This is a genomic window from Kitasatospora sp. NPDC057595, assembly GCF_042800875.1.
In the GTDB taxonomy this organism is placed as follows: domain Bacteria; phylum Actinomycetota; class Actinomycetes; order Streptomycetales; family Streptomycetaceae; genus Kitasatospora.
The window spans coordinates 370,142-383,256 of sequence record NZ_JBHVGL010000001.1; the positions used below are offsets into that span (position 1 = coordinate 370,142).

A 13,115-nucleotide genomic window follows, 5' to 3' on the forward strand; every position below is an offset into this window, starting at 1 on the left:
GTACGCCTCCGAATCGTGACCTTGCGATCGAGCGGGGGAACCGGCCGTGGCGGGCCCGGCGTCTGACCGTTGAACAGGCCGGAGCGCGGCCGTGCCGCGGCAATAAGCGCCGGTCGGGCGGGGTGTGGGCGACCCGATTCGGGCGCCGGTGGCGGAGACTGTACAGGTACACGGGGCGGGGTGCCGGCTTCCCGAAATACGGGCTTGCCGGCGCCCCGCCGGGCGTTGAGGAGGCTGGGTTACGTGGGCGAGTCCCCCGACAGGGTGCTGCGGGACGGCGAGCGGGCGCGGGAGCGGGACGGCGAACGGGCCGGTTCCGACGCGGTGACCGAGGGGACGGCCGCGGCGACGGCCGGCCCGGCGGGGGAGCCCGAGCGGCCGGAAGCGTCCGCCGAGGCCGCCGACGCCGATCACGCCCCCGCCGCCGACGCCGGCTCCTCCGCCGCCGCCGGCTCCTCCGCCGACGCCGACCCGGACGCGGACGCTGACACCGACGCGGACCCGGACGGTGGCGGGGAGGCCGACGCGGCCGAGGCCGACAAGGCGGCGCCGGCGGTCCGGCCGGGCCCCACGGTGCAGCTGCGCGTCCGGGATGCGGACATCCGGACGACCTCCCTGCGACTGCCCGCCGACCAGGCCACCACCTCCCTGCGGATGCCCGCCGACGACCGGACCACCGCGCTGCGCCTGCCCGATGAGCTGCGCGAGCCCGCCGGCGCCACGGCGAGCGGCAGCGCCGAGCCGGCGGGCTCGGCCGGGGGCGATGCGCCGGAACGCCCGGTCGGCACCGACCCCCGTCTCGCCATGCGGACCGGCCCGGCGGTCGGCCGGGAGGGCCGTCCGGCCGCCGAGGCCGACGTCGAAGCCGACGTCCACGATGCCTCGGACGCCTCGGACGCCTCGGACGCCTCGGACGTCTCCGACACCTCCGACGTCGACGCCGGGACCTCCGGGACGGAGACCGAGCCGCCCGCGCGTGCCGAGAAGTTCGAGAAGCGGGAGAACGCCGAACGGACCCGCGTCCTGCGCCTCCCCGCCGTCGCGGCCGCGGCCGTCCCCGACACGGACACCGTCCCGGCCCCGCCCGCCCCGGGCCCGCTGCCCGAGCCGGCCCCCGTCCCGGAGCCGGTTCCCGAGCCGGAGCCGGAGCCGAAGCCGCTGCCCGAACCCGAGCCGGTCCCCGGCCCGGAGCCGCTGCCCGCCCCCGCGCCGAAACCGAAGCCGAAGCCCGCCCCGGCCCCGCAGCCGCTGCCCGTGCCCGAGCCGCTGCCGACCCCCGAGCCGCTGCCGGCGCCCGCGCCGGAGCCGCAGCCCTTCCCGGAATCCACCTCCGAGGCGATGGAGGTGCTGGCCGCGCTCAACGGCCGGCCGGTCTCGCCGCTGCGCCGCGCGCTCAAGCGGATCACCATCTGGACGCTCTTCCTCGCCGTCGTCCTCGGCGCCGTGGTCACCGCCCAGCTGCTGCGCCCGCTGCCGGCCGGCAAGGTGCGGATGACCGCCGCCGACGGCTTCGGCTTCCCCGGCGGCCCGCTCGACCTGGCCTGGCCGGCCAAGGGGCAGTCGGCCGCCGAGGTGGTCGGCATCGGCAGCCTGGGCAGCTCCGGCCCGGAGACGCCGGCCTCGATCGCCAGCGTCACCAAGGTCATGAACGCCTACCTCGTCCTCCAGGCGCACCCGCTGAAGAAGGGCGAGGCCGGTCCGAAGATCACCGTCGACAAGCAGGCCGCCCAGGAGTCCGGCAACGTCGACGAGTCCCGGGTCACCCTGACCGAGGGCCAGCAGATCAGCCAGTACCAGGCGCTGGAGCTGCTGATGCTGCCCTCCGCCAACAACGTCGCCCGGCTGCTGGCCCGCTGGGACGCCGGGTCGGAGGAGGCGTTCGTCAAGAAGATGAACGACGCCGCCGCCAGGCTCGGCATGGCCAACACCACCTACACCGACCCGGCGGGCTTCAACCCGGAGACCAAGAGCACCGCCAAGGACCAGCTGAAGCTGGCCGGACAGGTGATGCAGGACGAGATCTTCCGGCAGATCGTCTCCACCCCGGACACCACCTTCAACAACCAGAAGATCTCCAACACCAACACCCTGATCTCCCCGAAGAACGGCATCATCGGGGTCAAGACCGGCTCCAGCACCCCGGCCGGCGGCTGCCTGATGTGGGCCGCCTACAAGGAGATCGCCGGTGTCCGGCGACTGATCCTCGGCGTCACCCTGGGCCAGCCGGCGACCACCGCCGAGCCGAGCATCCTCAAGGTGGTGCAGACCGTCAGCGCCAAGCAGATCCAGGCCGCGCAGGACGGGCTCACCGGGCAGACCCTGGCCAAGCAGGGCGACGTGGTCGGCCGGATCGAGGACGGCCTCGGCGGCTCCGTCCCGGTGGTCGCCGCCCAGGACCTCACGGTGGCCGGCTTCCCCGGCGTCACCGGCACCCTGGTGCTGGACCCGCTGAAGGTCGGCCACCAGGCGGCGGCCGGCACCAAGGTCGGCGTGCTGCGCGCGGGCGAGGGCGACAGCCGGGTGGAGGTGCCGGTCGTGCTCCGCTCCGACCTCGCCCCGCCGTCCATCGTCTCCCGGCTGACCCGCGCGCTGTGAGCCGCGCCCGTTGAGGACGGCTTGGGGCGGCCCGCGGTTCAGAACCGCGGGCCGCCCCACTGTCCCGGTGCGGTGCGCGAGCCCAGCAGCCGGGCGACCGCCTCCTCCTCGGCGACCACCCGGCCCAGCGCGATGGCCAGGGTCAGCCCGGTGAACACCACGATCAGCCAGGACAGGCCGGTGAACACCACGCCGAACGGGCCGAACTTGCCGATGCTGCGGTTCATCGCGGCCGGCAGGTAGACCCGCGAGGCCACCCCGATCCCCACCACCCCCACGCCGCAGAGCAACGCGCCCGGCAGGAGGGGCAGCCAGCGCACCCGGGCGCCCAGCAGCAGGTGCTGGGTCCACCACCACAACGCCGTCGCGAGCAGGAAGGTCAGCGGCACGCCCAGCCAGGCGCCCAGGCCGAAGCCGTCCTTCACCGGGGTCTGGAACGCCAGGCAGACCAGCCAGACCAGCAGCCAGGCGAGCCAGCGCCAGGCCGCCACCCTGGTCCCTGACCTGGGCAGTTCCCAGCAGCGTTCGCAGACCCGCTGCATCGCCCGGCTCAGCGCCGTCGCCGACAGCAGGGTCACCAGCGCGCCGACCATCCCGAAGCCGGTCTCCTGCTCGTGCCCGTTCCCGAGCATCTGCTGCACCGACTGCGCCGCCTGGCCCTGCAGGCCGAGTTCCTTGCGGAGCGAGTGCACCACGCCGTCGCGGATCGCCGCGGGGGCGAAGACCGCGACGACGAACAGGGCGGGCAGCGCGCTCAGGAACGCCTGGGCGGCCAGCCGGGTCGCGGAGTCCAGCAGGTTGACCCGGAGCAGCTGGCGCAGCGCGCGGCCGACCACCGGGACCTGGTCGGGCAGTCCGCGGGCGGATCCGGCCAGGTCCGCCGACCGGCGCCGCCACCGGGTGGTCCGCCGCTCGTCGTGGGTGGCGTGCTCGTCCCGGTCGTCGCCGCCCGGGCCCGCCGGTTGCCCGTTCGGCTGCTCGCTCACCGCCGTCCTCCCGACCATGGTCGCCGTGCTCCATGGTCGCCCCGCCCCGGGCCCCGCGCACCCGGATCGCCGACGCGCGCGGGGGTTCAGCCCGCGGGTTCAGCTCCCGGCGCGGGTCCCGTCCAGCAGCGCCAGCGTCATCCCGCCCAGCGGCGTCACCTGCTGCGGCGTCCCGAACCGGGCGCGCAGCGCGTCCGCCTGATCGGCGGGCACCGCGGCCAGCGGGTCCGCGGTGTTGCCCAGGACGACCAGCCAGGCGCGGCTGCCCGTGCCGGTGCACTCCGCGGGGTGCGGGCACGGCACCGGGAAGAGGTCCTCGGCCCGGACCGCCCCGGTCGCCTCGAACAGGGGGTACGGGCGGACACCGGCCGGAAGGTAGTAGGAGACACCCGGGCCGACCATCGACCAGGCCTGGTCGCCGAGCGGCACCGCCAGCCCGTCGCCCGGCCGGTAGCCGGCCGCGATCAGCCGGGCCACCTCCCGGTACGGCTCCTTCGACTGCGCGTGCGAGCCCGCGTAGCGCACCAGGGACTGCTTCGGCAGGGCCGTCACCCCGGCCACCGCCACCACGCCGACCGCGAGCAGCAGGCCGGCCGCCCGCACTTCCGGCGGGGTCCGGCCGGGCCGGGCCGCCGCGGTCACCGCCGCGTAGCCCGCGCCTATCCCGCAGCCGGCCAGCGCGGCCCACGCGGGCACCGTGAACAGCAGGTACCGGTCGAGGAAGTACGAGGTCGGGCCGAACGAGAAGGCCCAGACCGCCAGCACCGGCAGCACCGCGAGCAGCAGCAGCCGCAGCGCCGGACCGCGCCGCCCGGGCAGCGCGAGGGCCAGCAGCGCCAGCACCAGGAAGACGTGGAAGACCCGGGCCGAGCCGAACAGCGGCTCGCCGAAGTGCCACAGCTGGTCCAGGGTCGGCCGGCCGAGCCAGCCCAGCTGGCGCTCGGACTGCCGGCGGCCCAGCAGCGCCACCGGAAGCACCGCCGCCACCAGGGCGGCGAGCACCAGCACGAGCCCCGCGAGCAGCCGCCGCCGCGCCGGTCCACGGGTCCGCCACAGGTACGGGGCGACCAGCGCGGCCTGACCGGCCAGGGCGCTCAGCGAGACCAGGTGCGCCGCGCCGGCCACCGCCATCGCCAGGCCGTAGGGCGCCCACCGGCCCAGCGTCGGCCGTTCCAGGGCGCGCAGCAGGAACCAGCCCGCCGCCGCGACGGCACAGGTCACCAGCGCGTACGAGCGGGCCTCCTGGGCGTACCGGGAGATCAGCGGGACCATCGCGAAGAGCAGCCCGGCGCAGACGCCCGCGACCCGGCCGCCGAACAGCCGCTCGGCGGTCAGCGCGGTGAACGCGGCCGCGCCCGCCATCGCCAGGACGGAGGGCAGCCGCAGCGAGATCTCGGAGTCGCCGAACAGGGTCGTCCAGCAGTGCAGCAGGACGTAGTAGGCGCCGTTGCTGGCGTCCACGTGCTGCAGCATCCGCAGCAGGTCGCCCAGCGTCCGGGTGGCCGAGACCCAGCTCGCCACCTCGTCCCGCCACAGTGCCGGTGTCCCCAGCCGGTAGGCGCCCACCGTCAGCATGACCAGCGCGGGCGCCAGCCACACGAACGGCCCGGCCGCCTTCCGTGCGAGACGGAGGACGGGCCCCCGGTCCCACCGGTCACCCGACGCCATCTGCCGCTCCCGTCCTCTTCCCCCGCCGGAGGGGCCCCGGGCCCCGTCGGTCCGAGGTCCGTTCCCCCAGGCTAACCGCGCCCCGATCGGCCGGGCGGACGGCCCCCGTCCCATCTGACCCACCGTCGGCCGCTCCGCCCGCCCGCTCCGTGCCGCCCACCCCCGCGCCCCCGATCCGCTAGGCTGTCTGCGGTCGTCCCCGCCTCAGTAGCTCAGGGGATAGAGCACGGCTCTCCTAAAGCCGGTGTCGCAGGTTCGAATCCTGCCTGGGGCACAGCGCCGGTCACGGCGGATGACGTGAATGCGGGCCCCCTCGGTTGCGATCGAGGGGGCCCGCGGCGTTCTCCGGGGTGAGGGGGTGTCAGCGCAGCAGGCCGTCCGGGTGGTCGGCGGTGTTCTCCGGGGCGGGCCCCGGCACGGGGTCCGGGGTGCGGCCGACGGGGTTCCGGGGCCGGTGGGTGGGGGAGACGAGCACGCGTTGGACGCGGGGGCGGGTGCGCCGGTTCACCCGGCGGAAGTCGCGGGCCAGCGCACCGGGGCGGGCGAGTTCGACGAGGACGGTGACGCTGCCGAGGACGATGCCGGCGGCCAGCCAGCCGCCCATGACGTCGCTGGGCCAGTGGACGCCCAGGAAGACCCGGGAGGCGCCGATCCCCAGGACGGTCAGCGCGGCGATCGAGCAGGCGGTGATCCGGCCGGCCCGGCCCGCCCGGGGCCAGAGCAGGCCGACCAGGACGGCACAGGCGATCGCCGAGGCCATCGCGTGTCCGGAGGGGAGGGCCGGGCCGCCGGCGTGCGCGACCGGGTCGGAGAAGGTGGGGCGGTGGCGGCCGAGCGAGAGCTTCAGCACCCACTGGCCGCCCCAGCCGGCCAGGGTCTGGGCCGCGACCCAGCCGCCCAGCGTCCGGGCGCCGATCAGCCAGAGCCAGAGGGCGGCCGCGCCGAGCACCGAGCGCATGGTGACCGTTCCGCCGATGTCGGAGAACAGCTGGACCGAGGCGGTCCACGCGGTGTGATCGGCGGCGAAGCGGTGCAGGCGGTCGACCGGTTCGCGGTCGAGCCGGGAGAGCGGGCTCCAGCCGGTCTGCACCAGGGCCGCCAGGACGGCGAACAGCACGGCGCAGCAGACCGCGAGGGCCGCGTGCCGGAGCAGGTGGCGATCACGCGGGGTGATGGAAGGCGAGCTGTTGGTCAGGTGCATGGCTGACACCTTCCCAGCCGCCCATGCCGATCGTGCGCTGCGGCGATAGCGATTTGGCATCTTTTGTGCGGAGGACCTGCGTGCGCCGGGGCGTGGGTGCGTCCCGCGCGGGAACGCGCTCGCGGCCGGCGGGGTTGTGGGAAGGGAGGGCGTGCGCGGGGGTGCGCCGAGAGGCCCCGAGGAACGCGTCCGGTGGCCGGCCCGTCACCCTCGGTCCGCATCGCGGGTGAAATCGGGCAGCATACTGCATCGCCGGAAGAAGTCTGAGTGACTTGGGAATGTTGTCCGGATTCTGTTCGTTGGATCGTTACGTGTGAGGCCCGCGGGGCCCGCACTTCTTGCCCTCTCCGGGCAGGCAGCCAGACCGCGGCAACACCAGCAAAGGGAGCAAGCATGGCCACCCGTGCCGTCGTTCGCGACAGGGCCGACCGGACTCGCGCGGCCCGCCCGACCAACCTTGAGGCCGACCGTGACCTGGTCGGCATGTACCTCGACGAGATCGCCAGGACGCCCCTGCTCGATGCCGCCGAGGAGGTCGAGCTCTCCCTGCGGATCGAGGCCGGCGTGTACGCCCAGCACCTGCTGGACGAGGGCGGGCTTCCCGAGGGCGTGCGGCGCGAGGAGCTGGAGGCGATAGCCGAGGACGCCGAGCGCGCCAAGGACGTCTTCATCCGGTCCAACCTCCGTCTCGTGGTCGCGGTGGCGCGGCGCTACCCGCGCAGCGGCCTGCCGCTGCTCGACCTGATCCAGGAGGGCAACGCGGGCCTGGTCCGTGCGGTGGAGAAGTTCGACTACGCCAAGGGCTTCAAGTTCTCCACCTATGCGACGTGGTGGATCCGTCAGGCGATCACCCGGTCGATCGCGGACCAGTCGCGCACCATCCGGCTGCCCGTGCACCTGGTCGAGGAACTCGGCCGGATCCGCCGGGTGCAGCGGGAGAAGTCGAAGGAGCTGGGCCGGGAGGCCGAGCCCGCCGAGATCGCGGCCGAGCTGGACACCACCGAGGCCCGGATCAAGGACGTGCTGGACTGGGCGAGGGACCCGGTCAGCCTGAACATGTCGGTGGACGATGAGGGCGAGACCCAGTTCGGCGACCTCGTCGAGGACACCGGGGCGACGTCCCCGGAGGACGCCGTGATGGTCATGCTCCGCCGTGAGGAGCTGGACGGCCTGATCGGACGGCTGGACGACCGGACGGCCTCGATCATCCGGTCGCGGTACGGCATGGAGGACGGCCGCGAGCGCACCCTGACCGAGGTGGGCAAGCAGCACGGGCTGACCCGTGAGCGGATCCGCCAGATCGAGAAGCACGCCCTGGCCGAGCTGAAGAAGATCGCCGACCACGCGGGCTTCGAGGCGGCGTGACGCGGGGGCGTGGGACCCGGCGCGTGTCCCGGGGGTGACGACGGCCTGCGGGCCCGGTGCGGAAGCGGTCCGCACCGGGCCCGCCGTCGTGCCGGCCGCGTTCTAGGCTGGTGACGGCGGGGCCGGTGAGGGCGGGCGGGAACGTCGGCGGCGGAGGATCGGGAGCTGTGGAGGCGAAGGTGGCGGAAGAGCAGACGGCCGAGGAGCAGGCGGTCGACGGGCAGGCGGCCGAGAGGAAGACGGCCGGGCGGGCGGCGGCGAAGGCCCGGCTGGTCTTCGGCGACCCGCTGGAGCGGCAGTCCCGGGACGACACCGACACGGGCTGGGGCGACCGCCCCGGGGCGGGGGAGAGCGGTGGGCGGGGACTGGACTGGTACCTGAGCCAGCGCCCGCCGCACCACGGCGACTGACGGCCCCGCCCCCGCCGGGCCTCAGCCGGCCCGGGTGACCAGGGCGTCGCGGATCTGGGTGAGCAGTGCCACCTCCTTGACCTCGGCCTCGGTCTGGATCTCGGCCAGGGTCTTGCGCTTGGCGGTGAACCTGGTCATCGGCAGGATCAGGAAGAAGTAGACGACGGCCGCGGTGATCAGGAACTGGAGGGCCGCGCTCAGCACGCTGCCCCAGAGGATGAGGATGCCGGACGTGACCTCGCCGGTGGCGGACAGCTCGCAGGGTCCCTTGAGGCAGGAGCTGTAGGACGCGAGGTCCTTGGCTCCGAACGCACCGACGATCGGGTTGATCACGCCCTTGACGAAGGCGTTGACGATGTTGGTGAACGCCGCGCCGATGACCACGGCGACGGCCAGCTCGACGACGTTTCCGCGCAGCAGGAATTCCTTGAAGCCTTTCATGCCGCGTGAACGACGGAGTCGTACGGCGGTCACGGGTGCTTTTCTCCCCCCTCCGCCGGACAACCCGTTCGGCCCACCGGGGGCGGTGCTCCCGGTGCGGGCGGCCCCGCCAGGACCGGGCCGAGGGTGAGCACCGCCGCCGCCGCGAACAGCAGCACGGCCGGGACGGGCGCGCGGTAGCGCAGCACCTGCCGCAGTCGGCACCGCGGGCCCGCACGGCCGCCGATCGGCGGGAACGACGGCACCGGCTGCCGGGGCGGCACGCTCGGCGCGGGCAACGGCGGGATCGGCAGCGGGCGGGGGGACAGGACGGGCGAACCGGTGCGCACGGGCACCTCCGGGGTCGGTCACGGGTTCCGTTGACCGCCACTGTGGGCCGCAGGCGCCGCCGCCGGAAGCGGCTTTTCCCGGCCTGTGGAAAACCCGGGGCTGTGGACAAAAACCTTCACCCCGACGAGTGAACCGGCCGCCCCCCCGGAGACGACGGACGGCCCGCCGCGCCCGCCGGGAAGCGGGAACGGCGGGCCGTCCGGAACGCTGGTGCCGGTGCCCGGCCGAAGGTCAGCCGGCCGCCGGAGCGGGGCTCGCGGCGGGGGTCGACGGCTTCGACGAGGACGAGCCCGACGAGCCCGAGGAGCCCGACGAGGACGGGGCGGCCGACGTCGACGAGGAGGACGAGGACGAGCCCCCGCCCACCGAGCTGCTGGAGGACGAGCGGCTGTCGGTCCGGTAGAAGCCGGAGCCCTTGAAGACCACGCCCACCGCGGAGAAGACCTTGCGGAGCCGTCCCTGGCAGTCGGGGCAGGTGGTCAGCGGCTCGTCGGTGAACTTCTGCACCGCCTCCAGGCCGTTGCCGCACTCGGTGCACTGGTACTGGTACGTGGGCACTTGTCTTCCTCCTGGCACTCTCGCCTGATGAGTGCTAACGATGGTCAATGATGCGGCATTCCGGTGGATCAGTCCAGCGACTCGAATGTGAGATGAGCCGGGCCGCCGGTCCGATCCGGCCGTTCCGCTCAGCCCTCGGCCGCGCCCACCAGCCGGCCGCAGGTGCCCCGCTCCCCGGAGGCCGCGGCCACCGGGCCGCGCGCGGCCCGCGGAACCAGCAGCCCCCGCAGCGTCACCAGCGCGATCAGGCCCAGCCCGGCGCCGGCCACCGGCACCAGGAAGCCGATCGAGGGCCCGTGCGCGTCGATCAGCTGCCCGGCCGCCGTCGCGCCGGTCGCCAGGCCCAGGCCGATGGCACCGGTCAGCCAGGTGAAGGCCTCGGTCTTGGCGCCGTCCTCGACCAGCGTCTCGACCAGGGTGTAGCCGCTGATCAGGGTGGGCGCGATGGCCAGGCCGCAGACCAGTCCGGCGATCGAGAGCGCGACCAGGCCGGGCATCGCCCACAGGGTCGAGCAGCCCAGCACCAGCAGGCCGTAGCTGATGATCATCCGCTGCTGGACCGGGCGCCGCCAGGCGATCACGCCGTACAGCACGCCGGCCACCATCGAGCCACCGGCGAAGATGCCGTAGACGGTGCCGGCGGAGCCGTGCTGCTCGACCGAGTCGGCGAAGGCGTTCACCGAGACCTGCAGGCCGCCGAAGACGGTGCCCACGCCGAGGAAGGCCCCGGCCAGCAGCCGGACGCCGGGCGAGGCGAGCGCGGAGGCCTGCCGGACGCCCGGCTCGCGCACCACCCGGGCGGGCGCGGTGCGCCGCTGGGCGGCGAAGGCCAGGCCGCCGACCAGGGTCAGCGCGGCCTCGGCGACCAGCCCGGTCGCGGGGTTGACCGAGGTGGCGACGGCGGCGGCCAGGATCGGGCCGATCACGAAGGTGAACTCGTCGGTCACCGACTCGAAGGCGAAGGCGGTGCCCACCTTGGCGGCGGAGCCGGCCGAGGCGCCCTCGGCGGAGAAGGTGGCGATCCAGCGGGCGCGGACCATGGCGCCGATCTGCGGGACGCTCGCCCCGGCGGGGGCGGCGGCCAGGAAGAGGCTCCAGGCCGGCGCGTGCCCCAGCGCGAGCGCGATCAGTGTGCCGACCGAGACCGCGTGCACCAGGACGGCCGGGACCAGCACCGCGGCCTGGCCGTACCGGTCGGCGAGCCGGCCGGTCTGCGGGCCGATCAGCGCCTGGGCGACGGCGGCCACCGCCGCGACGGTGCTGGCGGTGCCGTACGAGCCGTGGGTGTCCTTGACCAGCAGCAGGATGCCCATGCTGAGCATCGCGTAGGGCAGCCGCGCGACGAACGCGGGGGCCAGGAAGGTCCAGGCGCCGGGCGTGCGCAGCAGCGCCCCGTAGCCCACGCGGGCGGGCGCGGCGGCGGGCGCGGCGGCCGCGGCCGCGGTCTCGGCGGTGGCGGTCTCCGCGGGAGCGGTGGCCAGGGCGTGCTGGGCGTCCTCGACGTCCTCGACCGTTCGGCGCGCCGTCACGGTCGGTCCTTCCTGCTGCCTGGTAGCGCGGCAGGGCATGGGGAGGCCCCGACGGCGCCGAGAGTCGTCCTCTCGCGCGTCGACCGGGGTAGATACCGGGCCGGTCCGGCGGTGGGCCGGGGCCGGGCCGCGGCCGCCGAGCGGTCGCGCCAACTCTGCTTCAGACAGATGTTGGGGATTCGGTGTATCAACCAAAGAAATTTACGCGCGTAGATGCGCGCTCACCCCGACCTTACCGGACGGACCCAAACTTGTCCCGTGACATCGGGGTGAACACTCGAACACCGGGCCGGGGCCTCGGTCGCCCGTCCGCCCGGTCGCCCGCCCGTTCAGCCACCCCGCCCGTTCAGCCAGCCGGCCAGCTTGCCGCCCTTGTCCACGGCCCGCAGCCGCCGCTCGGCCGCCTCGCCGACCTCGTCGGTGGTCACCACCAGCAGCTCGTCCCCGCCGCGCAGCACGGTCGCCCGGTCCGGCACGAAGCTGTTCCCCTCGCGCACCACCAGGGTGACCGCCGCACCGGCCGGCAACCGCAGCTCACTGACCTCCACGCCGGACATCTTGGAGTCCGGCGCCAGCGCGACCGACAGCAGGTGCCCGTGCAGCTTCTCCAGCGGCGCGGACTCGATGTCGAGGTCCTGGCCCATCGAGCCCTCGCCGATCCGCAGGGCCTTGGCGACCCAGGGCAGGGTCGGGCCCTGGAGCAGGGTGAAGACCACGACCAGGATGAAGACGATGTTGAAGACGTCCTGCGCCAGGGGTGCGCCGGAGACCAGCGGGATGGTGGCCAGCACGATGGGCACCGCGCCGCGCAGCCCGGCCCAGCTGAGCAGGGCCTGCTCGCGGGCCGGCAGTCCGAACGGCGTGAGGGTCAGCACCACCGAGAGCGGCCGGGCGAGGAAGACCAGCACCGCGCCGATCACCAGTGCGGGCACCACGGCCGAGCCCATCGACTCGGGGGCGCAGAGCAGGCCGAGCAGCACGAACATGCCGATCTGCCCGATCCAGGCCAGGCCGTCGGCGAAACCGCGTACGGCGGGACCGTGCGGCAGCTTCGCGTTGCCGAGGATCACCGCGCTGACGTAGACGGCGAGGAAGCCGGAGCCGTGCAGCAGCGCGCCGCCGGCGTAGGCGAGCACGGTGAGCGCCATCACGGCGATCGGGTAGAGGCCGGAGGACGGCAGTGCGACCCGCTTGACGCCGAACGCGCCCAGCTTGCCGACCGCGAGGCCGATGGCCAGGCCGACCGCCAGCTCGGCGGCGATCGTGCCCAGCAGCACGTACCACGAGTCGTGCGCGCCGACCGTGGCGAAGGAGACCACCAGGATGACCACGGGCGCGTCGTTGAAGCCGGACTCGGCCTCCAGCAGGCCGGTCAGCCGGCGGGGCAGCGGCACCGTCCGCAGTACCGAGAAGACGGCCGCGGCGTCGGTGGAGGAGACGATCGCGCCGAGCAGCAGCGAGGTCCGCCAGTCCAGGCCGACCAGGTAGTGCGCGCCGGCCGCGGTGACGGCGACGCTGATCCCCACGCCGACGGTGGCCAGCACCGTGGCCGCCGGCATCACCGGTCTGGCCTCGCGCCAGTTGGTCTTGAGGCCGCCCTCGGCCAGGATCACCACCAGCGCCGCGTAACCGAGCACCTGGGTGAGCTCGGCGTTGTTGAACGAGATGCCCAGGCCGTTCTGGCCGAGCGCCACGCCGATGCCGAGGTAGATCAGCAGGCTGGGCAGGCCCGATTTCGTGGACACCCGCACGGCGACCACCGCGACCAGCAGGATCACGGAGAACTCGAGGAGCAGCTGGTTCAGGTGGTCGACATTCACGCAGGGGCACCTCGGGCGTGGCGGCGGGCGGCGGACGGGGTACCGACAGGGGTGGCGGCGGAAGGCACCGACTTACTCCCCTTGCGGATCGTTACTCAGTCTAACATTTTGCCATATCTTTAAGTTCACTTGTCGACGGCGCCGTCACCTCCCGCTTCCGGCTCCGCTTCCGACCTCCCCCGATCCCACCGTGAGCGTCCCCCGTGCACGGC

11 protein-coding genes and 1 tRNA gene are annotated in these 13,115 nt (G+C 74.3%); 4 read left to right on the forward strand and 8 right to left on the reverse strand.

All coding sequences use genetic code 11. The features are described 5' to 3' along the window. Window positions 1–243 precede the first annotated feature (243 nt). Complete coding sequence (locus ACFU9E_RS01630) at window positions 244–2,595, forward strand: hypothetical protein (protein WP_380689379.1); 2,352 nt, start codon at window positions 244–246, stop codon at window positions 2,593–2,595. Between the two features lie 38 nt (window positions 2,596–2,633). Here ACFU9E_RS01630 and ACFU9E_RS01635 read toward each other — a convergent pair whose 3' ends face one another. Together ACFU9E_RS01635 and ACFU9E_RS01640 are read right to left on the reverse strand one after the other, a co-directional pair. After that, window positions 2,634–3,581 carry a YhjD/YihY/BrkB family envelope integrity protein gene (locus ACFU9E_RS01635; RefSeq protein ID WP_380687647.1) on the reverse strand — a complete coding sequence of 316 codons (948 nt, stop codon included), beginning with the start codon at window positions 3,579–3,581 and terminating at the stop codon, window positions 2,634–2,636. A 99-nt stretch (window positions 3,582–3,680) separates the two neighbouring features. Continuing rightward, window positions 3,681–5,180 carry a glycosyltransferase family 39 protein gene (locus ACFU9E_RS01640; RefSeq protein WP_380714700.1) on the reverse strand — a complete coding sequence of 500 codons (1,500 nt, stop codon included), beginning with the start codon at window positions 5,178–5,180 and terminating at the stop codon, window positions 3,681–3,683. 270 nt (window positions 5,181–5,450) lie between these two features. Here ACFU9E_RS01640 and ACFU9E_RS01645 point away from each other — a divergent pair. Further along, window positions 5,451–5,523: transfer RNA gene (locus ACFU9E_RS01645), tRNA-Arg, on the forward strand. A gap of 87 nt (window positions 5,524–5,610) precedes the next feature. Here ACFU9E_RS01645 and ACFU9E_RS01650 read toward each other — a convergent pair. Continuing rightward, entirely contained in the window at window positions 5,611–6,450 is an 840-nt protein-coding gene (locus ACFU9E_RS01650; RefSeq protein ID WP_380687643.1) for a phosphatase PAP2 family protein, read from the reverse strand. Window positions 6,451–6,843: 393 nt separating this feature from the next. Between ACFU9E_RS01650 and ACFU9E_RS01655 the strand changes: the two genes are divergently transcribed. Next, window positions 6,844–7,815: a sigma-70 family RNA polymerase sigma factor gene (locus ACFU9E_RS01655; RefSeq protein WP_350553867.1), complete on the forward strand. Its 972-nt coding sequence runs from the start codon at window positions 6,844–6,846 to the stop codon at window positions 7,813–7,815. A gap of 179 nt (window positions 7,816–7,994) precedes the next feature. Next, on the forward strand, window positions 7,995–8,225 hold the full coding sequence (locus ACFU9E_RS01660) for a hypothetical protein (protein WP_380687641.1): 231 nt from the start codon (window positions 7,995–7,997) through the stop codon (window positions 8,223–8,225). A gap of 21 nt (window positions 8,226–8,246) precedes the next feature. Here the strand turns inward: ACFU9E_RS01660 and mscL are convergent, their stop codons facing one another. The 5 genes from mscL to ACFU9E_RS01685 form a co-directional block, all read right to left on the reverse strand. Beyond that, window positions 8,247–8,666 carry a large conductance mechanosensitive channel protein MscL gene (mscL, locus tag ACFU9E_RS01665; protein WP_380687649.1) on the reverse strand — a complete coding sequence of 140 codons (420 nt, stop codon included), beginning with the start codon at window positions 8,664–8,666 and terminating at the stop codon, window positions 8,247–8,249. 29 nt (window positions 8,667–8,695) lie between these two features. After that, complete coding sequence (locus ACFU9E_RS01670; RefSeq protein WP_380687639.1) at window positions 8,696–8,995, reverse strand: hypothetical protein; 300 nt, start codon at window positions 8,993–8,995, stop codon at window positions 8,696–8,698. A 232-nt stretch (window positions 8,996–9,227) separates the two neighbouring features. Beyond that, window positions 9,228–9,554, reverse strand: a complete 327-nt coding sequence (locus ACFU9E_RS01675; RefSeq protein ID WP_380687470.1) for an FmdB family zinc ribbon protein — start codon at window positions 9,552–9,554, stop codon at window positions 9,228–9,230. A 128-nt stretch (window positions 9,555–9,682) separates the two neighbouring features. Next, a complete protein-coding gene (locus ACFU9E_RS01680) occupies window positions 9,683–10,957 on the reverse strand; it encodes an MFS transporter (RefSeq protein WP_380687475.1) in 1,275 nt (424 codons plus the stop codon). Window positions 10,958–11,412: 455 nt separating this feature from the next. Next, window positions 11,413–12,903 (reverse strand): potassium/proton antiporter, encoded by a 1,491-nt coding sequence (locus ACFU9E_RS01685; protein WP_380687472.1) that lies wholly within the window; start codon window positions 12,901–12,903, stop codon window positions 11,413–11,415. Window positions 12,904–13,115 lie beyond the last annotated feature (212 nt).